Genomic DNA, 22,228 nt, shown 5'->3' with positions numbered 1-22,228 from the left:
AAATCAAAAGCACACCTGTTTTCAGAAAAGCTATAGCCATCTAATATTCAATACATCAACGCGGTATTCAACACCGCAACCAAAATGTCCATAAACAAATTATGAGAGGAAGCCCCATGACTAAGCTAACCATCGTTGCCAACATCATCGCTAAAGAAGACAAAGTTGACCTTGTAAAAGCAGAGCTATTGAAGCTTATTGATGTAACACGTGCGGAAGAAGGTTGCATCAACTATGACCTTCACCAAGACAACGAAAACCCTGCACACTTCCTGTTTTTTGAAAACTGGACCTCACGTGAGTTATGGCAGCAGCATATGGGTAACCAACACCTTGCTGATTACATGGCCGCTACTGAAGGCTGTGTGGAGCAGTTTACCGTCAATGAGATGACCCAAATCGCATAATTTAACTCCCTCCCTTTTCTGTTACCCCATTGCCAGCGAAATGCAGGTGATGGGGTTTTGCATTTCAGCTTAGTAGGTTACTAAAAGTTAACTACTTGTAGATATCGGTATCCGTGTCCACAATGAGCACTGTGATTCAAACAATCTATACCAATGGAGTGAAACATGGATTATTCGGTGAAGCTCAAAGCGGGTAACGATTTCCCTGCCCTTACTGCAACGAAATTAGATGGCTCTGAAGTGAAACTGGGCGTTCCGCAAGGCGAAGCGACCTGGCAAGCTGTCTTTGTATACCGAGGCAAGCATTGCCCCCTTTGCACCCAGTACCTCAACGACCTAGAAAATTACAAACAAGCCTTTGCTGATACTGGTGTCGATATCCTTGCTGTTTCTGCTGATTCTAAAGCGCAGCTTGAAACACACCTTGAAAAGCTCGAAATCTCATTCCCTATTGCTTACGGGCTAACCGAAGAGCAAATGAAAACCTTGGGTGTCTACATTTCCCTGCCACGCTCCGAGCAAGAGACAGATCATAATTTTGCCGAGCCGGGCTTGTTTGTGGTTAACGAACACGGAAAGTTGCACGTGGTCGACATATCCAACAACCCATTTGTCCGTCCTGAACTTGGCGCTTTAACCCGCGGCCTTGCATGGATAAGAAATCCTGACAACCACTACCCAATCCGCGGTACGTTGGATTATTGATGAACTGAAAAAAAAGATGAAGGCGGAACTCCAGCCTTCATCTTTTTATCACACCTATTCAACTGATAATGTTGCTGAGCTAATTACATACCGCTGCCTGCACTGATAAATACGTCATAGAAGAATGCACGTCCCATCAACTCTGAAGCTAAAACGATAGCGAAACTGGCAAATACCACAGGCTTGGCACCATGGCTTCCTTTAGTTGCGCTGACCAGCCAGAAAATAATACCTGCCATCAACAAGCCGACACGAATCAGTGCCACTCGGAACGAATAATCCACCACCTCAAATGGGTTTACGTGGACATTTAACTGACCAAGCCATACCAAATATGCCGCGTACCCCATCAGAGCAATAATGCCAAATGCCGCAGCCGAAACGGCAAGGGTTTTATCTGCTTTCGCCGCTAGCTCTCCCATTCCCTTAGTTTGCAAGCGAAGCATTACCGCTGCAGCAATAGGCCCAAGAACCGCAGCCGTCATTAAGAACTGGAACGAGGTAAACGGCGTGTTCCATGTCGGTACGGTGGCCAACGTATAAACATTTGCAATCGCTAAGATGAAAACCACCCCCATCACCATTGCGATTGGCAGCAGGAATTTCCGAACATCTGGCCTGATATCAAAAAGGCGCATACCGGTGTAAGCAGCGCCCGCACCGCCAAACAGGCTGAGGCCTACAATCTCAAGGCTAAGTGCGCTACCGTGGGCAAGACCAAACATAACGTTAAACATACGAAATGGTTGGCCTAGGTGGGTGACAGACGCCATAGCACCGATACCCAGCAGGACAAAGACCGCAATAAAGCTTCGGGTCATCACCTTCTCATTGGGTTTTAGCAGCATTTCAACCAGGCCTAAGGCAATGAACATACCGACAGCAGCCTGTGCTAAGACTGTAAAGATAACAAGTGATAGCTGGCTCATGCTCCCACCTCCGTTGGATTCTGGATTTTCCCTTTGGTATCACCACTTAATTTGCTGTTGGAGCAAGTGCTAACAATCAGGTTCGGGCTTGTCAGTCGAGGATCAGGCAAAGGTGCAATATCAGCCCTTGCTCCGTATTTCTCGCGTAACTCATGAATCGGCCCAAAGTCCAATGCACGCAGCGGGCAAGACTCCACACATACTGGCTTTTGCCCAGTACCGATACGCTCATAACAACCATCACATTTGGTCATGTGTTTCTTTTCTGGGTTGTACTGCGGGGCGCCATAAGGACAAGCCATTTCGCAATAGCGACACCCTACACACACATCGCCATCAACAACTACGAGGCCATCTTCTTTTCTCTTGTGCATTGCACCGGTTGGACACGCCTTGGTGCAGGCAGGGTTGCTACAATGATTGCAACTAACCGACATGTAGTAGGCGAAAACATCATTGGTATAGGTACCATCAGTACCCATTACCCAGTCACCACCCGCGTATTCATATACCCGACGCCAATTCACACCAACTGGCAGGTCACTTCTATCTTTGCAAGATACTTGGCACGTTTTGCAGCCTGTGCACTTACTAGTATCAACGTGAAAACCATACTGAGTCATTTATACCCGCTCCTTAGACTTTTGCGACTTCAACGAGGATGGAGTGCTGGCCGTTGCCCTTGGACAATGGTGTTGCACGCTGATTGGTAAGTGTATTGACACATCCCCCTAAATCGACGCCGTTTTTATCCGGCGAGTACCAAGCGCCCTGACCTAAGCCGACAACACCCGGCATGATTCGAGGCGTGACCTTCACTGCCATACGGATCTCACCGCGGTCATTCCAAATTTTGACGTGGTCTCCACTTTGCAAGCCACGTTTGTTGGCATCAATTGGGTTGATCCACAATCCATCGAAGACGGCTTCACGCAGCCACGGGATATTGTGGTACGTCGAGTGAGTGCGCCCCTTGGTGTGGTAGCCTGCAATTTGTAGCGGGAAGTCCTTAGCCCTTGGGTCTAAATGACTGTCCCAACTAACCACATACTGAGGCAATGGTGTTACGATGTCGCCTTCGACCAAATCCCATTCTTTGGCAATGGCCTCAAGCTTCGTGGAATAGATTTCAATTCGGCCTGATGGGGTTCCTACCGGGTTGGCAACAGGGTCTTTGCGGAAATCTTCCAATGCGATACGCCCTTCTTTCGGGGCGACAACCCGGTACGGGCCCTGCTTACGCAAATCGGCCAAACTCGGGATCGCCGGGTCTTGCTTCATTCGTTCGCTATAAAGGAATTCCAACCACTCATCATGAGTGCGACCTTCAGTAAACTGTTCGTGTAAACCAAAACGCTTTGAAAGCTCGGCACACATTTCATATACGCTCTTGGTTTCAAACAATGGCTCAATAACCCTTTCAAGTGGGAACAGAGCTGCCATAGACCCCGAAGAGTAACCGTCGGAGCTAACTTCGGTATTTTCAAGCGTAGTCACATCTGGCAGCAACAAGTCAGCCCAGCGAGCAGAAGCTGTCATGTGGTTATCACACACCACGATAAACTCACAAAGTGACTCATCTCCCAAGATTTCTGCCTGACGGTTCAAGCCCGCATGCTGGTTCATCAACACGTTACTGGCGCAGGAAATAATAAACTTGATTGGATTATCTAGCTTATCGCCGCCTTGCAGGCCATCAGATTTATCCGTCATTTCATGGTGACGCCAGATAGCATCCACCCACTTAAAGAAGGTAACTCGGGTTGAAATGGGATTTGAGCCAACAGGTAAGCGAGGCGCAGGATAGCCATAGTTAGCTGGCATATCGCCGGTATTGGTGCCCGCAAGGCCAATGTTACCAGTAAGAATTGGCAGCATTACGATTGCACGGGATGTTTGCTCACCATTGGACTGGCGCTGGATACCCGTCCCCTGAGTAATAAAGCAAGGTTTAGCTGTACCAATTTCACGCGCTAGTTGAATAATTTTCTTGGCTGAAATACCGGTGATTTTAGATGCCCATTGCGGCGTTTTCTCAATGCCATCAGGCCCGTGGCCAAGAATATGCGCTTTATAGTGACCATTATCAGGTGCGCTGTCAGGTAGGGTTTTCTCATCAAAGCCTTGGCAGTACTTATCGAGGAAATCCTGATCAACCAAGTGCTCGGTGATCAGCACATGGGCGATACCTTCAACCAAGGCGGCATCGGTACCCGGACGGATTGGGATCCACTCATCTTCTTTACCCAGCATGGTATCGGTATAGCGTGGGTCGATAATAATAGTACGCACATTGCGCTTACGCTGGGCATTAATATGTTCGTGGATCTCACCGCCGCCGCTCATTCGTGTTTCAGCTGGGTTGTAACCGAACATCACCAGCAGCTCAGCATTTTCAATTTCCGTGGTATAAGAGCCGTAAGCCGATGGCTTAGTATTGCCATAGGTAAAAGGGAGTGCAAACTGGATTTGGCCCCAACTGTAGTTGCCATAGTAGTCGAGGAAACCACCCATCAGATTCATTAGGCGTTTAAAACAATCTTTGCCGTCTGTACGTAACCCCTGAGTACCTGACCCATAGGTAATATGTACTGCATCGTTGCCATACTCTTTGAGGGTATACTTGAGTTTGTCCGCCATTAAATCAAACGCTTCATCCCAGCTAATACGCTGGAAACGGCCTTCGCCCCGCTTACCAATACGCTTCATTGGATACTTCAGGCGATCTGGACTGTATACCCGGTGCTTGATCGAGCGGCCTCGCAGGCAAGCTCGTATCTGGTGCTGGCCGAATTCACTGTCATCACCACGGTTATCCGTTTCAATCTGGGTGATCACCCCATCTTTGGTATGAACCCGAAGGGCACAACGGCTGCCGCAGTTCACCATACAAGCTGACCAAGCTGTATTTGTATCACCGACTGGTTCAGGTTCTTCAGCTGCCACTGTTTTGAACGGCAAAGGAGCCATTGCCGCGCCACCGACAGCTGCTCCCCACTTCATAAATGTCCGGCGTCTCATTTTAGAGAAATCCGTATCGCTCATCCTCTACTCCGTAATCAGTATTGATATAAATTAAGTTGCCCATGTCCCATTGCACTTATCATGGGAAAAACAAAAAAGATGAGTTGATGTACGGGTACCGAGATGTCGTAAAGGTATTGCTATCAACTCACCCATCGCTAAATATTCTTTATAGTGAACAAAAATCCGTTATAGTGTCCAACGGATTTTTTGCATTGTCAATTTGAGATTGTTGTTAATAGAGGTAGCGCTTGTTGCCATTCAACGCATCAATAGGTTGATTTCTGCATTCTTCAGACCTAACACTCTGTAATTAAAACCTTTATATTCGAGTTGCGAAGCTCGTTTACAGCTACTATGATTCACCCTCTTTAGGTGCTGTCTGTCAGCAGTAAAGCCAGTGGTGATGTTTGTCATCTAAGCAACAAGTTTCAAAAGAGGTAAAAATGGACGACTTTTCCGTGTTGGGGGACAACTTAAAAAGCACCCGTAAGAAAATGGGCCTAAGTCTCGACAAAGTGTCTGCTATGACGGGTGTCAGCAAAACCATGCTGAGTCAGATAGAAAGATCGGAGTCGATGCCTACCATTGCAACAGTGTGGAAAATTGCAAACGGACTCAAAATCAAACTGGAGACCTTGCTGGAAAATTCAAGCTCTGAGGTTGATGTACAGAATATCGAAGATATGATCCCGGTGATGGATGATGACGGTAAGATGATCATCCATAGTATTTTTCCGTTCTCTCCGACCAGCGGTTATGAAGTATTCCATGGCACCTTCAAGCCCGGCTGCAATTATTCAAAATCGAATCATACAAACAGCACCACTGAACAAATCTTTGTTAATCAAGGTGTGCTTGAATTGGTGGTTAGCGGCAAGTCTTATGTACTTAAAGCCGGCAGCTCAATAACTTTCGATTCAATGCAAGAGCACAGATATATCAACCCTGGTGATGAAGATGCCAAAGTGGTGATCATCGTAAACTATTAACAAAATGGATTTGTGACGCAAAAAGGTCATAGTCTTGCAAACTAACTGTCATCCCCCTTGCATAGTCTCTATCGAAACTGAGCGAATGCCAGTAGAAAGCAATCTACCAAAAGACTTGTAGCAAAAGCGACTTATACAATAAAGATGATAGGAACACAGTTTGACAACCAATAACTCGACAAAGAAGCAGCCAGCAAAAAATGTGACGCCTTACCTCGCGATTTTCGATTTAGATGAAACTTTGATTGCGGCTGACTCTGCTAGCCTATGGAGTGCCTACTTGGTCGAGAAGGGTGTGGCTCCAGCAACACTTCTGCAAGAAGAAAAACAGATGATGGAAGCCTACGCCAAAGGCCAGATGGATATGGACGACTATATGCAGGCAACACTCAAGCCAATGATTGGTATGGATCATACAGCCATCACAGGTTTAGTGGATGAGTTCATTGTTCAACACATCAAACCTGCGCTATACCAAGATGCGATTGAACGAATTGAGTGGCACAAGCGCCGTGGCGATACCATTTTGGTGATATCTGCTACTGGTGAGCATCTCGTTAAGCCTATTGCTCATCTGCTTGGTGCTGACGATGCCATTGCCATAAATCTTGAACAGATCAATGGTAAATTCACAGGGAAGACAACGGGTACACTTAGTTACCAATATGGAAAGGTGATCAGGATGAAAGCTTGGCTCGACCAACAAGATACCGCGTTCAAAGGTAGTTACGGATACAGCGATTCAATCAACGATCTCCCGCTATTAGATGCAGTCGATCGCCCTTTTGCTGTCAATCCGGACCCAGCTCTGGCGCTTCACGCCCAAATGAACGAATGGACCATCATGGATTGGCGCCACGATAACAACATCCTGCGCTAGCCCCTTCGTTTTTATATAAACCGTCATCAAACGAGGTGACGGTTTAACACCCATTCGCCCGCTGCTTCATTCTTATCTTTTTCTTCATTCATATCGCCCTGTGTCCAATGTTATTCAGATAATTTGATGTTGTTGTTCAATTGTTAGTACTTATGTTCTTGACAGTGATGTCTACAATAACCCTATAAGTGGCATACGGTAGAACAAAATGAACAAGGACAGAAAGACATATGATGGATTATCCATCTTCATTCACTGGCTTACAGCTCTCACTGTTATAGGGCTATTTGCAGTAGGCCTGTGGATGGTTGACCTCAATTACTATTCGCAATGGTATAAGCCTGTTCCTCACTGGCATAAATCAGTCGGTATCTGCCTTGCTCTGGTAACCATTTTCAGATTGATTTGGAAGCACGTCAAAAAGCAACCTGCTATTGAAGGGGCGGCATGGGAAATCGCTGCAGCAAAAATGGCACATGGCCTTATCTACGTATTGCTTCTCGGTATCTTCATTTCTGGCTATCTCATTTCAACAGCAGATGGTCGTGCAATCGAAGTCTTCGATTGGTTCGCGGTGCCGGCTATGGGGGAGCTTTTCCCTAACCAAGCAGATATTGCAGGAGAGGTGCACTATTACCTCGCCTTCGCTCTTATCGGACTCGCTAGCTTGCATGCCTTAGCGGCACTCAAGCACCACTTCATAAATAAAGACAACACTCTAAAAAAAATGTTGGGAGTAAAGTAAATGAAAAAGCACATCATCGCCATGGGACTAATGGCAGCGGCATCTGTTTCAGGTATTGCTCAGGCAGCTGATTACGCCATTGATACAAAAGGTGCTCATGCCTCTATCAACTTCAAAGTAGATCACCTAGGCTATAGCTTCATCAAAGGTCGTTTTAATACTTTTGACGGTACGTTTAGCTACGATCCGCAAAACTTGTCAGCTTCAAAAGTGGAAGTGAATGTTGATACCACCAGCCTTGACAGTAACCATGCTGAGCGTGATAAGCACTTACGCAGTGCCGATTTTATTGATGCGGGTAAGTTCTCAACTGCAACATTTACCTCAACAAAAGTAGAGCCCAAAGGCAATGGCGAAATGACCATTTTTGGTGAACTGAGCCTACATGGTCAAACCAAACCTATTGCCATTGATGCCAAGTTCATTGGTGAGGGCGAAGACCCATGGGGTGGCTACCGCGCCGGCTTCACTGGCACCACCCGTATCGAATTTAAAGATTTTGGCATTCAGGTGATGGGCTCTTCAAGCTATGCCGATATCGAACTGCATGTTGAAGGCATTCGCCAATAAACATTTGAGTGTAGCGAAAGTAAATTAATTGCAAAATCCGGCTATTTGCCGGATTTTTTGTATGCAATTCAATCAATCAGCAATGTTTTTTACGCATGGTTACAGATTGAAACAGGAACCATGAGCTAGGATGAAGGTCATAAAAACAAAGCATAATGACGTGCTACTCAATGAGAAGGTAAATCATGACACCACAAGAAAAAGAGCTGATTCAGAATGTCGCCAACAAGCTGAAGCAGAGCCCAAACAAAGCCAAGGATGCAGAAGCAGAAAGCTTGATCAACAATGAAATCGGCGCACAGGATGATGCAGTCTACAAGCTTACCCAAGCTGTTCTTGTGCAAGAAATGGCGCTGAAAGAACTCAAGCAAAAGAATGAATACCTTGAGAAGTGCGTTGAGCACCACAAATCTGAAGCCAACCGTGGTGCACTGAGTAAGATGATGGGAGGCAACCGCCCTGCCCCTCAACCGCCACAGCCGACCCACCAGCCAAGTGCCTTTGGTAGCTTCATGCAAACAGCAGCCAGCGTCGCTGTGGGTATGGTAGCTGGTAACATGATCAGCAATATGCTGTTCAATAATGATGACCCGGCAGCTGATGCCATGGCCTCAACGGATGCACAAGCTGCAGACACTCCAGCCGAAGAAGCTCCGGCTGATGACGCATTAGCAAACTCTGGTGCAGAGGATATTTCTGGCACTGAGGAAAGCTCTGGTGGTTTCTTAGATAACTCCTCTAGCTTTGCATCCGAATATACTGACAATACAGGAGGCTTTGGTACTGATGGGCTCGGTGGCGATAGTGAAGGCTTTGGCGATGCGGGTTTCGGTGACGCTGGCTTCGGTACTGATGGCTTTGAAAATACTGGCTTCGACGACACACTAGCCAACAATGGTTTCAGCAGTGATGATGACTTCTTCGGTGGCGGTGGAGATGACGGCGGCTTTGATTTCGGCGGCGACGAATAACCAACTACCCGATCCAGATTCAAGGGCACACATGGTGCCCTTTTTACCCTCTATCATCTTTGGGCGTGTCCATCACGACCATGGTGGTAATTGAGTTTACTTGCGGGATTTCACCCAACACATCAGCATGAAAACGCTTATAACTATTCAAGTCAGATGTTTCAACCCGCAGCAAGTATTCACTCGCACCAGTAATGTTATGGCACTCCACGACCTGCTTTGCTAAACAAATATGCGACTCGAAGTCCAACTGTGACTTTTTGCTATGGTTAGCTAAGCCAACACTCACATAAGCAACAAACCCAACCCCCATTTTGGTCTGGTTTAAGATCGCTTTATAACCGGTGATGACCTTTTGCTTCTCAAGCTCCTGTACACGCCTTAGCGTCGCTGACGGAGATAACCCTACCCTCTGCGACAACTCTACATTGGTTAATCGACCATCCCGCTTCAGCTCTTGCAATATTTTTTCGTCGAACCTATCCATTACGCAACTTTATTGTGTTTGAGATAACTATCAAGCAAAGTTAGACACAAAATTGCCTGACTCTTTCATTAATATACAGATTAAAGATGAACAGACCAACTAGGCAACACTATGGAATACCAACACCTCTTCGCACTTGTGACCTTTGCTTTCGTTTCAACCGTTACCCCTGGGCCTAACAATATTATGCTAATGACTTCAGGTGCAAATGTCGGCTTTTTTCGCACCATTCCTCATATGATGGGAATCATCTTTGGGTTTAGCTTCATGGTTATTCTGGTAGGGATTGGATTAGTCGGTGTCTTTCACAATTACCCAGTACTGCATCAGGTATTACAAACTGTCAGCGCCGCATACCTACTCTACCTGGCTTTTAAGATTGCAAAAAGTCGACCTGCTCTTTCTGATAGTACCCAATATAAGCCAATGACCTTCTTTTCTGCAGCAGGCTTCCAATGGCTGAATCCCAAAGGATGGACAATGGCTATCACCACTGTCAGCATTTACAACACAACGTCAGATTGGCGCGGGATTGCACTCATTTCATTGGTCTTTGCTATTGTGAATATCCCATCAGTAAGTATATGGGCCTTTGCAGGAAGACAGTTGCAGTCACTGCTTCAGCAGCCAGCTAAAATGAGATACTTCAACTTTGCTATGGCCGGATTGCTAGTTGCTTCTTTGAGCCAGGTTTTATAGCAGAATACTGCTATAAAAAGAAAGCCTCCAGAGTGGAGGCTTTCAAGGTTTATTTCTTCGCTTTTGCATTATCTAGAATTTCTTTAATACGCTTATTTGATACACGTTTAGCCATAACAATAACTCCTTTTAAAATTACGTAGCACGGTCTAAAACTTCATCCTATAGTGCTGAAACACGCTTATGGACTTAACATTTAATATACGTAAGTTGTTGCACATTGGAATACCTACTTAAAAATCAGACATCTAGCTCGTGGGGAGCGAGTTAGAATTAATCACTTAATTTAAGAAAAAACAAGAAATAAACATTCAGAAAATTTAGATTTTCATCAAGATTTCAATAAATTTTAAGAAAAGCGCAAAACCTTTATGCATGTGGGATTTTGTGAGATCGGACTCAAAATCTAACTCAAAGCATCATCCGCAATAGAGAAAGCGAGTGAATCACCATAGTCCCATATTCATTTTTTATACTAGTCATTTGTAAAAATCTGGCTTCTTGTTACGATTTATCAAAAGTTCTAGCACAGTTTTCAAGTCTGTAACTAGGCAACAAACATGGTAATTACTACAATTAAAACCTATATTTATAGAAAATTATAACTATAAGGTTTGAATTAACTTGCTGCGCTTTTTTCAATACGTTGTTCTCATTATCGGATTTTTTTCATTTTTCGGTTGCTCATCGTTGCCTGAAGCAGAAAAAACGCCGACATATACTATTCCATTTGATGCGCAAACCGAGCTGGGACGCCAGGTTAAGCCTTATCTTGATGATTATCAAAACCTAACGGGTTTCTATCCTCTTGGTGACGGTCAAGAAGCCTTTCTCGCCCGTCTAGCCCTCATTTACAGTGCCGAGCACAGCCTTGATCTTCAGTATTATATTTACCGCAGCGACAGCACCAGCTCATTGATGACCTATGCTCTCTACCAAGCCGCCGAGCGAGGTGTGCGGGTGAGGATTTTACTGGATGACATGCAGTCACGAAACGATACCTCACTCGCTAGATTGTCCAGTCATCCTAATATCAAAATTCGCCTGTTCAATCCATTCGTTAACAGAAAGTCACGTATTTTTGGTTTCATCAGTGACTTCGACAGGCTCAATCGCCGAATGCATAATAAAGCCTTGATTGCCGATAATGCTTTTTCCATCACTGGTGGGCGCAATATCGGCGATGAATACTTCGCTGCAAATGCCGCTATTGATTTTGGTGACTTTGATATTCTTATGGTCGGTGATGCTATCACTGATATTTCAGTTCAATTTGACCTCTACTGGAACAGCAAACCTTCGACCCCTATTGAGTCTTTAGTACAACAGCAATCCAAGCCCACACCAGAAGAAGTATTCGAATGGGAAACTGAGCTCAAGCGTGATTTTAAGCACTCAGAGTATATGGACTCGATGGCGAAACTCCCACTCACCGATCATATAAAAAATAAAACACTAGAATTTTACTGGGGAGAAGCTGAAGTACACTACGACCTGCCCTCAAAAGTGTACTCGCCGGAAGACACAGATCTCATGCTCCACCAGCTGAGTGCGATCCTAGAGCAGGCAGACAGCGAACTCTTACTTGTATCACCCTACTTTGTGCCAACAACACAAGGCGCAGATGCCCTTGTCCAAGCGGTAGATGAGGGTATCGATGTCACGATAATTACTAATTCTCTCGCCTCCAATGATGTTTTTGCGGTTCATGGTTGGTACGCCAAGTACCGAGAGCCCTTGCTCACCGGTGGAGTCAAATTGTATGAAGTTAAGGTCGATCCTAGCCTTAAGAAAAAACGCTCATGGCTGGGTAGCTCCCGAACCAGTTTGCATGCAAAAACCTTTATTATCGATCGCAAGAAACTGTTCGTCGGTTCCTTTAACTTCGATCCCCGCTCCGCTTACCTGAATACGGAAATGGGGGTTTTGATTGAATCAAGCGAGTTCGGTGAGCTGTTATATCAACAAGTGGACAAAAACTTAAAGAAAAACACCTATCGTTTAGCCTTGGATGAATCCGGCAACCTTGAGTGGCACAATGACTTAAGCGGGATAATAAAGCGGAAAGAACCTGACTCTGGGCTATTCCTTCGCTTTTCTGCATGGCTTTCTGGACTACTCCCTATAGAAGACCAACTCTAATTAGCAAAAAGCCCCATCAACAATCATGTTGATGGGGCTTTTGATGAAAACGGCTTTAACGAACGTCTTCGGACAAATTAACGCTTCATTTGACCATGAGCCGATGCCATAGCCCCTTTACCTACACCTTCATAGGCGACGACATCAAGTGTTGAACCGACTTCGACATTCACACTGACTTGGTCAGCAATATATTGCGCCAATAGCTCTACTGTCGTATCAGTTTCAAGCATCTCGACGTCAGTTCTGGCGATAGCCAACTCAAACTCACCCTGCGGCGCTGTGTAGCGAAATGCATAGTGGCTCTGCTCTGTAGCACTTTCAGCTGACTGGCTTAGGGTTAGCTCAGCCAAAGTGCATTCATCTTCTGTACTGCCAAGGTAAATATCTTGCCAACGTTCAGCCCACTGTTGCTCCAATGCCAAATCTCTCTGGCCGTTAATCAGTAGCTCAACCGGTGAGCGGTGACCATGCGCAATACGCTGACAATTACCATCGTGCTTTTTCAAGCCGTGGCTGTAGTGATAAAACGGCCCAGGGATAGGCTCGTGGCGTAGAGTTAACTCCAAACCCTGAACATTCTCTGGTAGCTTACCTTCTAGTACTTTATAGATATGTCGGGTAACAGATTCGATAGTGACTTCACTGTCATCGATAAAACAGTACCCTTGCTCAGGACAATGCAGATGAAGGCTTTTGTCTCCACGCAGCAAATCGACGGTAGCATAGCCCGGCTTGGTTGCTGCAGTACGAATTGCATCGCTTTGGCTCGGAACAATCAAACGATGATCAACAAACTCATCAACAATCTGTTTGATTTGTTTTTTTACCCGACTGAAATCAAGCACCATGCTCATTTCATTCAATTCGCCCGACATCACCACATCGAGGATCCAACTCTCCCCTACCATACCTCGCTGTTGGCAAAGGTAAGAGGCATCGATGACGGTAAGATCTCTAACAAATAGCTTCAAACTGAAGTCCTTACTGATTCTGGTTGCGGCAAGGCATTATACGCAGCTAAATTCCTGAGTAAACCGCTCAAGCTATCCTAGAAGCCATTAAAAACGGTAGGTGGCGCCAAGATAAGCAGATGTCACCCCTTTGAGCTGTGTTTCAACGGTCACAGACTCACCTGCACTATTTTCCGCCTGCCAAGAACGACGTTCTGAAGGGAGAACAGTATGGCGTAAACCAAGCTCTAGACCCAGATCATCCATCACCTCCCAGCCCAAGCCAGCCTGGAAACCGAAAACAATACCACTTTCATCATAATTGTCAGAGAAATCAGAGTCTGTTTCAGCGAAAGCATAACCGATATGCAGACCAACAAAAGGCCTTACAGAACCCTGAGGACGGAAAATATGATCAGCACTTAAAAGGTGTAAGCCAACATTAGTATCATAAGCATCCTGACCATCAAATTTGACTGTAGATGTATGATATTCAAAGCTATAGTAAACTCTACCTCGGTCATTCGGCATATACACACCTAAATCTAGCGCACCGAACGAGCCAAAATCGTTGTCATCAGAATCTATGTTACCAGTAGAAATAGACGCGCTATCATCACTGCCGATTAAGTTAACACCACCACGTAGACCTGCGAAGTATTGAAAGCCTTGCTCACTTGCTATTGACTCAGAGGGCATAGGCTCAGTAGCCACTGACTGCGAAACAATTGGCTCATATTCAGTTTGAGCCGCATTCACTTGCCCTGAAGCAGTCTCATCACACCATGCCTGCATAGAAACTAGCGACAGCAAAACCCCAGACGCAATTACATTCCTTTTCATTTTCACCATACCTGTAGCGAAATTTATCATTTTAAATAGGGTCTGCTTACCTTTCCCCAAAACTATCAGCATCTTAATGTAAACATAGAGGCAATACTAGGTAGCGTTATTTTTTTCCCTGCTACCTTACTCTTCTCGCAGCCAACTGATTGCTTCCAGTGAATCTTCAAAATAGAGGACTTCTCCACTGACAAACCACCCCCCGACCTTGCTCATCACTTCTTGCCAATGTTGATTCCCATAGATGGCCACTTTATTAAATTTCTTACCAAACCTAAGACCGAGCTTTAGATCATCCCATGCCGCGTGGAGATCCCACCCCTCGAAATCAGTACCATCAAAATACACATTCACGATTGGGCTCTCTATCCCCTCTAATGCTTCTTCTATCAGCGGGGTGATCTTTTCATAATCAGCGTGGGTCAAGGTGCCTACAGCCTTCAGCTCCATAAAGACCAAATCATCTAACCGTTCAACCTCAAGGTGGATACCATGGACATAACTCATGTTTACTCCTCTTTGCATCCGGCTATCTCCATAGTTTATACCCAAGTTGCCTGAGTAGCAGATTGAAGTCGCCTTTGTATATCTACATGTACTTAACTCAATGTTCTCGCTATTATTTAACAAAAACCTCAGCTGCATTCTCTTCAATATGGCACTTATCACCGAACAAGACAGATTCAACCCAGACGCAATCAACAATCAAGTTGTCGGCATTGCCGCAAATATTGGTCGCCATGATTCAGGTATGCACAGCCATCAGAAGGCCCAATTGCTATACGCACCGTCTGGCTCTATGAGTATTACGCTTGAAAACCAGCAGTGTATATTGCCGCCTACACGCGCAGCATGGATTCCTGCAGGCGTCCGTCACTGTGCCGTGATGACAAATGTAGTTGCTTATCGTTCGGTGTATTTCGACATTTCAGATGCGAATCGACAAGAAGATCAAATTAGGATTTTGTCGGTCAATCCATTGCTTCGAGAGCTGATTGAAAGAATGGCTTTTTGGCCTTGGCAAATGCCCTACGAAGAGCAAGAAGCGCTAGTGAATTTATTCTGGCAAGAACTCGCAGCAGCACCAGATGAAACCTTGTTGCTACCTTTGCCATCAGATAGCAGGTTGACGACTTGGATAAAACAGCTCAGAGAGGAAGGTTATACCCCGTCACCGCTCAATGAGGCCGCGCAGTCTATTGGCGCAAGTGAAAAAACCATTTCTCGTATTTTTAGCCGTGAAACAGGCATGCCCTATCAGGCTTGGCGCCAGCAATGGCGCCTAATGAAGGCAATAGAGCTTCTCTCTGAGAACAAATCTGTCTCAACCGTCGCTTTCGAATTGGACTTCTCCAGTGACAGCGCCTTTGTCAGCTTTTTCCGCAAACAAACAGGAAGTACCCCGAGCGCTTATATCAAGCGCCCAAATCAATGAAGTGCCATCACATCAATTGATATTAACTGAGACGATGAAAGATGCGGCTCCGATGAAAAGAGCCCAGTTTCATCATAACGAATTTCTATTTCTCCAGAAAAAGGCCTGAGCAAATCATATAATTCATCTAATGGATGATCAGCCATGCTCAAAGCAAGTGTTACTTCCACCCTGACAATTTGGGTCATTTGATAGCCTGCTTGAGTTAAGTTTCTCTTAATACTGGAGATTTCTCTTTTGGTTTGTCTTATTAAACACTTATAGTCTTTCGAAAAATCTGATGTATGAGACTGAAAGCTTGAACTAAAAAAGTTCACCTCACCACTTTTGGCAAACAAACAAGCTAAAGGTAACTTAATGAAAGGTAGAAAATTTTTATCGATTGCCTTGAGAATTTCCATAACGCCCCCAAACCACTCATCCTTACGCATCACTCATAAAGAGTAGTATAAAAAAGTGATATGGTCTCCAAAAAAGTTATAAGTGACAAAATTAACACCAACGCCTAACTCGTTGACAATATTGGTCAAATTGCTCGCCAAACATTGCTTGCAATACTGCTTCTTCTGGCGCTATCTGGAAATGGTTCATATAGAAAATGAACAGCCCAACCATGAGTAAAGGGCTAAGAGCAGAAAGATAAACAAACGCCGCGCATAAAAAGCACAGCAAGCCAAGGTACATAGGGTTACGCGAAAAGCGGTAGATACCGGATGTCACCAACTTGGATGTTTTATTGGGGAAGCGAGGGTCAATCGTAGTTCTTGCCTTCGAAAATGACCAAACAGCAGCCATCCCAAGAAATGCCCCCAACAAGCAAAACACTAAAACAATCAGTGTCTGAGCCGAAAATGAGAAAGTATAGAGAGGCCAATATCTAGCAAGTGCATACATGCAGCCAAAAGTGATGAATAAAACTAACGGTGGAGGCAGGCGCAATTCCATTTCGTTTCTCCTTTTTCTTTTATTCTAGTGTCACTTCTTGCCGCAATCCTAGTCTTAGATTGCCCGTATCATTCAAAATGTTTAAAATCGCGCAACATTTCTCTCGTTGATCGACATCTGGCTGCGAAAATGCAAAAACTTAAATACCTACAGGGCTACCCCGACCAACTTGTTGGCCAAGTCAGCCAACTGGTTGAACAAGGTAACCTAAAACGCTATCTGCTACGAAAATACCCAGAGCAACATACCATCCAGTCAGAGAAAGCGCTCTACGACTATGTGATTGAGATAAAAAACCAATATCTGAGAAAATCGTCACCTGTCAGCAAAGTAGCTTATGATGGCAAAATCCATATGGTCAACCACGCTTTGGGGATGCACAGCTTTGTCTCTCGCGTACATGGCAACAAACTCAAGGCCAAAAACGAGATACGGGTATCGACTATCTTTAAGCAGGCTCCACTTCCCTTGCTACGAATGATAGTGGTGCATGAGCTTGCCCATATCAAAGAAAAAGAGCACAACAAAGCGTTCTACCAGTTGTGCAGCCATATGGAGCCTGACTACCACCAGCTTGAACTTGATGCCCGCTTACTGTTAACCCAGCTAGAAATTGACGGTCCACTGTACAACTAACGGTAAGCATTATTTAATTACTGGTATTTATTGCGCTTTTGCCTAAAATACCCTGCTAACTACATTATTAGGTGTTTACATGAAAATTTGTGCTGTTGAGCTTCGTAGCAACGAGGCCGTCATTTGCCTTCTTACCAAGAGTAACGGTCTGTTCGATCTTCCAGAATGCCGTGCTCAAAAGTTCATCATGCAAGACTCAATGGACAATGAGCAAATGCGTAACTTCCAGCAGACTTTCAAAAAGCTTCTGGATGACTACCAAATTGACCGCGTTGTGATCCGTACTCGTGAAACCCGTGGTAAATTTGCAGGCAGCGCAATTGGCTTCAAACTAGAAGCAGCGATCCAGCTAATTGATGGTGTTGAAGTGGACTTCATCACAAGCCAAGAGATCAAGCAAAAGATGAAGCGCAACCCACTGGCTATCGAATTCCGCGCAACGGGCCTTCGTCAGTTCCAGGAAGCTGCTTTCATGACCGGTTATGCATACCTTGGCAAATAACGTCAACGTATAGCGTTCTAAAAAAGCCAGCATTGCTGGCTTTTTTATTGATTAAAATCCATTCAAAGTCAAACTTTTGACACTGATCCGACCTGACAATCCATTACAATTGTAAAAATTGTTTCTCCACGCTATTTATCACAAAAATATAACCTCTTTAGTTATATCTAGTCTGCTTTTCATTGCCCCACTTTCCTGCAAAGTCACTATCCCCGCAAAATAAAACTGATTTCATACAAAGCCAATACAATTCAGGACACATACCTATACAGCATAAATCTATAATCCCACCGAATCATTACATGGACAGTTATATATCTTTTATTGAACTCACTTTACACGGTCTCATAATGAAAAAAACGATTATCAGCCTTTCTATCATTTCTCTTCTAGCCGGTTGTGGTGGCGGCGGTGGCGGTAGCTCAACGCCAGATGACAAGAAACCAGCTCCACCAGCACCAAAAGTTGATTTCCCACTGAAAGGAGCAACTTTTGATGCTGCAAATCTTAAAAGCACAACATTGTCTATCAAAGAATACAACTCATCTTTCATGGAAGATGAAGCTTTGGTCGATACCAATTTTGAAAAGAGCACATATCAAGCGATTGAAAATAGCGATATAGCCAAATACGATATTCTTAACATTCTTGCTAATAACGAAGGTGTTGAACACTTCTTTGAAGTTACCACCACTGAATATAGTGATGCTGGTCTGACCCTACAAAAAGACCAAGACAGTTCTTTTGCTGGGCGTATTGAAGATAAAGTACAAAACACTGATAAGCATTTTGTCACCTATATTGATAAAGATACCACTAAAGAACAACCACTGTGGAAACTTCCTGACTTTATTGGCAATGGTGACTTTATGCTTGCTAAGCAAGGCAAGTATCAAGCAACCTTTGAGGCAGAGCTGGCTGGTTTATCTAAAGATGCCATTCAATACATCCTTGAAGACTACGGTGTAGCGGACGGCAATGAGAACATCTATAGCTGTGATGATTTTACAGTAACAAGAACACTCGATTTAACACGCCAAGAAACAAAAGTCTTTACTATTAAAGAAAAGAAAGTCGAGGCAATGCGAATGTATATTCGCGACCGAATCACAGGTATGTGTACTGAAGAAAATGGGCAAACGAATTATCTGTCAGAGATTAGAAACGGCGATCCAACCGGCCTTGAAGTCTGGGTAAACCCATCCCTAGGTATCGTTAAAGGTATTGAGAAAAATGACTATAAAAAAGAGGCATATTTAGTCGAGCTTGTTGATTTCTCTTTTAACCAATAAGCCAGAAAATCCGACACCTACCCAAGCTTTGCAAAAAGCTTGGGTATCTTCGTTTGTTTTCTATTTTAACTTCAACTTCGGTAATGCCGCCTCTTCCTTAACTTATAGAGCGTCAAAATTAGCAACGCGCTGACGACAACAGAAAGAACAACAAACCCATAGATCAATAGATTGGTACTCTTCATCCATCGTAATAAATGAACGGCCCCAAAGAAGAAAAGAAAATAGCCACCGATCACGGTGAACAACTTGTAAAAATCGACCTCACTGACTTTCCTAAGCATCACTGATCGCTCCTATTGCTATATCCAAGCAACCTTATGAAACAGCGTTATTTGGAATACGTTACAAGTATGGTGCGTCCTGCCGGTTTTGCCTCTACCTTGAATAAATACTTTATATTTAATTAGTTAAGTTTGCAGTGACAGGTGCCCGTCAGATACAAAATCGAACAAATACTCACCAATATACATAGTGTTAAATGGATGCTTTTACATTTCATGCTATGTGGTCAGGCTCGCAGCTTTCACCTCTGAGTTTACCTATACTCATCAATAAGATATCGGTTCAGGCTATAACAGATTCATACAAAAGGATTTAAAATGGATAAGGTCTACGATTACATCATTGTCGGTGGTGGTATCGTCGGTATATCAACGGCTTGGCAACTGAAGCAGCGCCGTCCAGATGCATCGGTCATAGTCATAGAAAAAGAAGCCTCATTGGCTATGCATCAAACCGGGCACAACAGCGGTGTTATCCATGCAGGGGTTTATTATGCACCGGGAAGTTTGAAGGCAACACTCTGCAAAGCGGGAGAAAAAGCGACCAAAGCCTTTTGTAATGAGCATCAAATCCCTTTCGAGCAATGTGGCAAGCTGCTAGTCGCAACCAATAATATCGAATTAGAGAGAATGCAGGCTCTATATGAACGCTGCTTGGAAAATAGCATTGAAGTAAAGCTCCTAAGCCAAGAACAATTGCGCCAACAAGAGCCAAATATTACCGGCCTTGGGGCAATTTTGGTGACTGCTACAGGCATAGTCGATTACAAAATGATCACTAATAAAATGGCCGAGTTATTCGTCACACTCGGTGGCGAAATTTCCAAGCGCACTGAAGTCATCGCGGTTGAAGAAAAACCAGATAGCGTTGTGGTTGATTGCAAGAGTGATGGCCAGCCATTTCAATTAAAAGGTAAGTTCTTAATTAGCTGCGCTGGCTTGATGGCTGACAGGCTTACCCGCATGATGAAAATCGATACTGATTTTCAGATCATTCCTTACCGCGGAGAATATTACCGTTTAGCGCCCCAGCACAACCAGATCGTAAACCATTTGATTTACCCAATTCCTGACCCTGAACTGCCTTTCCTGGGTGTTCATCTAACCCGGATGATTGATGGCACTGTGACCGTTGGCCCAAATGCTGTCCAGGGCTGGAAACGAGAGGGGTACAATAGGATCAACTTCAGCGCCAAAGACACTGCCGAGATGCTCTCTTTCAAAGGTTTTTGGAAGGTAACGGCTAATAACCTCAAAGCGGGGTTAGCTGAAACCAAAAACTCATGGTGGAAACCGGGTTACCTGAAACTGGTCAACAAATACTGCCCACAATTAACAACCGCTGATTTGCAGCCCTACCCTGCAGGGATCCGTGCCCAAGCGGTGCTTAATGATGGCACCTTAGTTCATGACTTCCTGTTTGCAGAAAGCTCGCGCAGCCTGCATGTGTGTAATGCACCTTCACCAGCAGCTACTTCAGCGATGCCAATTGGTCAATACATTTGCGACAAGGTATTGAGCCTATAGCGTGTGGTGGCGTTTAGCCCGCTGGCGGTAAAGGCTCAATGCCAAGTCTTTTTCATAATCTCGCTTGGTTTTGTAACCCAGAACCTGCCATGAGTATCCTGCTTGATAGCCACAGACAACCCTTGCCAAGCAGTCACGACGGGTTTCAATTATCAGTTTATTAATCATTTTTTTAAGCTTGTTCATTGTTTTGGCTCCTCGTATGGCTTGCCTCAACAATACGCTTTGGGGAAAGACTGACTTATCCAAAGTTATCAACTATCAGTACTATCCCTTCAAAGCATTCACTTTAGGTATAAATTCAGTACTATATTGATAAAGATTGGTACTTTTCCTTAATACCCGGATTGGCTTTCAATGCAACAAGCAACTATCGAAAGAGTCATGCAACGTCAGGGCTACTCATGGCGTTATCGCAAGATAGAAGAACCACACAAACACTATGAGTGGCACTTCCATCAAGAGTATGAGTTAGTGATTCATCGCCACTTTCGCGGTAAGGCCAGTATTGGCCACTACGAAGGCGAGTTTGGTGATAGCAACATGGTGCTGATTGGCCCAGGTCTGCCCCACCGCTTTACCTCAACTGAAACGCATGACAACCAGCTTTGTGAGACCCATATCATTTGGTTCAAGAAAGAGTGGGTTGCCAATATGATGTTTAGCTGCGTGGAGATGAGGAAGATCGATTCTTTGCTCAAGCGAGCCGAAAAAGGTATCGAGTTCTCTGACAGCGCTTGCCAAGATGTACTTAAGTTATTGGAAGGTGTGACAAGCCATACCCCAATGGCCCAGCTCGGTATTCTGCTTCAGGTACTCAGCAGTTTGATAGCGGATAAAGAGAGCCGTACCCTGCTCTCTTATGCCCCACAGAAACAGCCTGATGGCTCACATAAAGAAAACGTAGCCGAGAAGGCTAATCAAGAAAAAATCGAGAAGGTATGCCAGTACCTCGAAGAGCACTTCAGCCAAATGGTGACCCTCGCCGATCTCGCCGCGCACATGAATACCAGCGAGAGCAGTATTCACAGGTTGTTTTCCGTCCACTTCAAAGAAAGCTTTAGCCAGTATTTGAAAAAGCTGCGCTTGAACCATGCGGCTGAGTTACTACAGACTACCAGCCAACCTATCGGCTTAATCGCCGAAAGCGTAGGCTATCGCAATCAGGTCAACTTCAACCGCCAATTCAAAGACTACAAACAGATGACGCCACGCCAATACCGCAACAATTATAAAATCAATGCGGCGGTCTGACTGACG

General features: G+C 44.8%; 25 protein-coding genes. 15 read left to right on the top strand and 10 right to left on the bottom strand.

The window, feature by feature from the left end:
• The first annotated feature begins 116 nt into the window (after window positions 1-116).
• The gene (locus tag ACXAD4_RS26850) at window positions 117-407 is read left to right on the top strand and encodes a putative quinol monooxygenase (RefSeq protein ID WP_475245075.1); all 291 of its coding nucleotides are present in this window, start codon (window positions 117-119) and stop codon (window positions 405-407) included.
• A 165-nt stretch (window positions 408-572) separates the two neighbouring features.
• On the top strand, window positions 573-1,112 hold the full coding sequence (locus ACXAD4_RS26845; protein ID WP_475245074.1) for a redoxin domain-containing protein: 540 nt from the start codon (window positions 573-575) through the stop codon (window positions 1,110-1,112).
• 83 nt (window positions 1,113-1,195) lie between these two features.
• On the opposite strand, the gene ACXAD4_RS26840 is transcribed toward ACXAD4_RS26845, so the two are convergent.
• The 3 genes from ACXAD4_RS26840 to ACXAD4_RS26830 are packed head-to-tail and all read right to left on the bottom strand — an operon-like array spanning window position 1,196 to window position 5,086.
• Window positions 1,196-2,041, bottom strand: a complete 846-nt coding sequence (locus ACXAD4_RS26840) for a dimethyl sulfoxide reductase anchor subunit family protein (RefSeq protein WP_039469787.1) — start codon at window positions 2,039-2,041, stop codon at window positions 1,196-1,198.
• Window positions 2,038-2,664, bottom strand: a complete 627-nt coding sequence (locus ACXAD4_RS26835) for a DMSO/selenate family reductase complex B subunit (RefSeq protein ID WP_039469785.1) — start codon at window positions 2,662-2,664, stop codon at window positions 2,038-2,040. The genes ACXAD4_RS26840 and ACXAD4_RS26835 overlap by 4 nt, the downstream gene beginning before the upstream one ends.
• 13 nt (window positions 2,665-2,677) lie before the next feature.
• Complete coding sequence (locus ACXAD4_RS26830) at window positions 2,678-5,086, bottom strand: DMSO/selenate family reductase complex A subunit (RefSeq protein WP_475245073.1); 2,409 nt, start codon at window positions 5,084-5,086, stop codon at window positions 2,678-2,680.
• 425 nt (window positions 5,087-5,511) lie between these two features.
• Between ACXAD4_RS26830 and ACXAD4_RS26825 the strand changes: the two genes are divergently transcribed.
• From ACXAD4_RS26825 to ACXAD4_RS26805, 5 genes are all read left to right on the top strand, one after another.
• The gene (locus ACXAD4_RS26825) at window positions 5,512-6,057 is read left to right on the top strand and encodes a helix-turn-helix domain-containing protein (RefSeq protein ID WP_475245071.1); all 546 of its coding nucleotides are present in this window, start codon (window positions 5,512-5,514) and stop codon (window positions 6,055-6,057) included.
• A 160-nt stretch (window positions 6,058-6,217) separates the two neighbouring features.
• Window positions 6,218-6,937 (top strand): HAD family hydrolase, encoded by a 720-nt coding sequence (locus ACXAD4_RS26820; protein ID WP_475245070.1) that lies wholly within the window; start codon window positions 6,218-6,220, stop codon window positions 6,935-6,937.
• A 208-nt stretch (window positions 6,938-7,145) separates the two neighbouring features.
• On the top strand, window positions 7,146-7,682 hold the full coding sequence (locus tag ACXAD4_RS26815) for a cytochrome b (protein ID WP_475245068.1): 537 nt from the start codon (window positions 7,146-7,148) through the stop codon (window positions 7,680-7,682).
• Window positions 7,683-8,252 carry a YceI family protein gene (locus tag ACXAD4_RS26810; RefSeq protein ID WP_475245067.1) on the top strand — a complete coding sequence of 190 codons (570 nt, stop codon included), beginning with the start codon at window positions 7,683-7,685 and terminating at the stop codon, window positions 8,250-8,252.
• A 185-nt stretch (window positions 8,253-8,437) separates the two neighbouring features.
• Complete coding sequence (locus ACXAD4_RS26805) at window positions 8,438-9,223, top strand: DUF2076 domain-containing protein (protein ID WP_475245065.1); 786 nt, start codon at window positions 8,438-8,440, stop codon at window positions 9,221-9,223.
• Window positions 9,224-9,266: 43 nt separating this feature from the next.
• On the opposite strand, the gene ACXAD4_RS26800 is transcribed toward ACXAD4_RS26805, so the two are convergent.
• On the bottom strand, window positions 9,267-9,710 hold the full coding sequence (locus ACXAD4_RS26800; RefSeq protein WP_475245064.1) for an Lrp/AsnC family transcriptional regulator: 444 nt from the start codon (window positions 9,708-9,710) through the stop codon (window positions 9,267-9,269).
• Window positions 9,711-9,821: 111 nt separating this feature from the next.
• Here ACXAD4_RS26800 and ACXAD4_RS26795 point away from each other — a divergent pair, with 111 nt between their 5' ends.
• Window positions 9,822-10,409, top strand: a complete 588-nt coding sequence (locus tag ACXAD4_RS26795; protein ID WP_475245062.1) for a LysE family translocator — start codon at window positions 9,822-9,824, stop codon at window positions 10,407-10,409.
• Window positions 10,410-11,033: 624 nt separating this feature from the next.
• The gene (locus ACXAD4_RS26790; RefSeq protein WP_475245060.1) at window positions 11,034-12,551 is read left to right on the top strand and encodes a phospholipase D family protein; all 1,518 of its coding nucleotides are present in this window, start codon (window positions 11,034-11,036) and stop codon (window positions 12,549-12,551) included.
• A 77-nt stretch (window positions 12,552-12,628) separates the two neighbouring features.
• Here the strand turns inward: ACXAD4_RS26790 and ACXAD4_RS26785 are convergent, their stop codons facing one another.
• The 3 genes from ACXAD4_RS26785 to ACXAD4_RS26775 form a co-directional block, all read right to left on the bottom strand.
• The gene (locus ACXAD4_RS26785; protein WP_475245059.1) at window positions 12,629-13,525 is read right to left on the bottom strand and encodes a 6-pyruvoyl trahydropterin synthase family protein; all 897 of its coding nucleotides are present in this window, start codon (window positions 13,523-13,525) and stop codon (window positions 12,629-12,631) included.
• A gap of 87 nt (window positions 13,526-13,612) precedes the next feature.
• Window positions 13,613-14,347 (bottom strand): acyloxyacyl hydrolase, encoded by a 735-nt coding sequence (locus ACXAD4_RS26780; protein WP_475245058.1) that lies wholly within the window; start codon window positions 14,345-14,347, stop codon window positions 13,613-13,615.
• 126 nt (window positions 14,348-14,473) lie between these two features.
• Window positions 14,474-14,854: a SpoIIAA family protein gene (locus ACXAD4_RS26775; RefSeq protein WP_475245057.1), complete on the bottom strand. Its 381-nt coding sequence runs from the start codon at window positions 14,852-14,854 to the stop codon at window positions 14,474-14,476.
• 148 nt (window positions 14,855-15,002) lie between these two features.
• Here ACXAD4_RS26775 and ACXAD4_RS26770 point away from each other — a divergent pair, with 148 nt between their 5' ends.
• Window positions 15,003-15,782 carry an AraC family transcriptional regulator gene (locus ACXAD4_RS26770; protein WP_475245055.1) on the top strand — a complete coding sequence of 260 codons (780 nt, stop codon included), beginning with the start codon at window positions 15,003-15,005 and terminating at the stop codon, window positions 15,780-15,782.
• Here ACXAD4_RS26770 and ACXAD4_RS26765 read toward each other — a convergent pair.
• Both ACXAD4_RS26765 and ACXAD4_RS26760 read right to left on the bottom strand, forming a co-directional pair.
• On the bottom strand, window positions 15,776-16,183 hold the full coding sequence (locus ACXAD4_RS26765; RefSeq protein ID WP_317520400.1) for a hypothetical protein: 408 nt from the start codon (window positions 16,181-16,183) through the stop codon (window positions 15,776-15,778). The two genes, ACXAD4_RS26770 and ACXAD4_RS26765, sit on opposite strands and share 7 nt — an antisense overlap.
• 91 nt (window positions 16,184-16,274) lie before the next feature.
• Window positions 16,275-16,727, bottom strand: coding sequence for a methyltransferase family protein (locus ACXAD4_RS26760; protein ID WP_475245053.1), 453 nt, complete (start codon window positions 16,725-16,727; stop codon window positions 16,275-16,277).
• Between the two features lie 129 nt (window positions 16,728-16,856).
• Between ACXAD4_RS26760 and ACXAD4_RS26755 the strand changes: the two genes are divergently transcribed.
• From ACXAD4_RS26755 to lhgO, 4 genes are all read left to right on the top strand, one after another.
• Window positions 16,857-17,363 (top strand): M48 metallopeptidase family protein, encoded by a 507-nt coding sequence (locus ACXAD4_RS26755; RefSeq protein WP_475245052.1) that lies wholly within the window; start codon window positions 16,857-16,859, stop codon window positions 17,361-17,363.
• A 79-nt stretch (window positions 17,364-17,442) separates the two neighbouring features.
• A complete protein-coding gene (locus ACXAD4_RS26750) occupies window positions 17,443-17,865 on the top strand; it encodes a DUF3010 family protein (RefSeq protein WP_475245051.1) in 423 nt (140 codons plus the stop codon).
• A gap of 350 nt (window positions 17,866-18,215) precedes the next feature.
• The gene (locus ACXAD4_RS26745; protein ID WP_475245049.1) at window positions 18,216-19,157 is read left to right on the top strand and encodes a hypothetical protein; all 942 of its coding nucleotides are present in this window, start codon (window positions 18,216-18,218) and stop codon (window positions 19,155-19,157) included.
• A 602-nt stretch (window positions 19,158-19,759) separates the two neighbouring features.
• Window positions 19,760-20,968, top strand: coding sequence for an L-2-hydroxyglutarate oxidase (gene lhgO, locus ACXAD4_RS26740; RefSeq protein ID WP_475245048.1), 1,209 nt, complete (start codon window positions 19,760-19,762; stop codon window positions 20,966-20,968).
• Here the strand turns inward: lhgO and ACXAD4_RS26735 are convergent.
• The gene (locus tag ACXAD4_RS26735; protein ID WP_475245047.1) at window positions 20,963-21,154 is read right to left on the bottom strand and encodes a hypothetical protein; all 192 of its coding nucleotides are present in this window, start codon (window positions 21,152-21,154) and stop codon (window positions 20,963-20,965) included. The genes lhgO and ACXAD4_RS26735 overlap by 6 nt on opposite strands.
• A 171-nt stretch (window positions 21,155-21,325) precedes the next feature.
• Here ACXAD4_RS26735 and ACXAD4_RS26730 point away from each other — a divergent pair, with 171 nt between their 5' ends.
• Window positions 21,326-22,222 (top strand): AraC family transcriptional regulator, encoded by an 897-nt coding sequence (locus ACXAD4_RS26730; RefSeq protein ID WP_475245045.1) that lies wholly within the window; start codon window positions 21,326-21,328, stop codon window positions 22,220-22,222.
• The last annotated feature ends 6 nt before the right edge of the window (window positions 22,223-22,228 follow it).

Source organism: Photobacterium sp. AWH4_225 (assembly GCF_056158405.1).
Note: the sequence above shows the minus strand (reverse complement) of the source record. Positions and strands in the feature narration are given on the sequence as shown.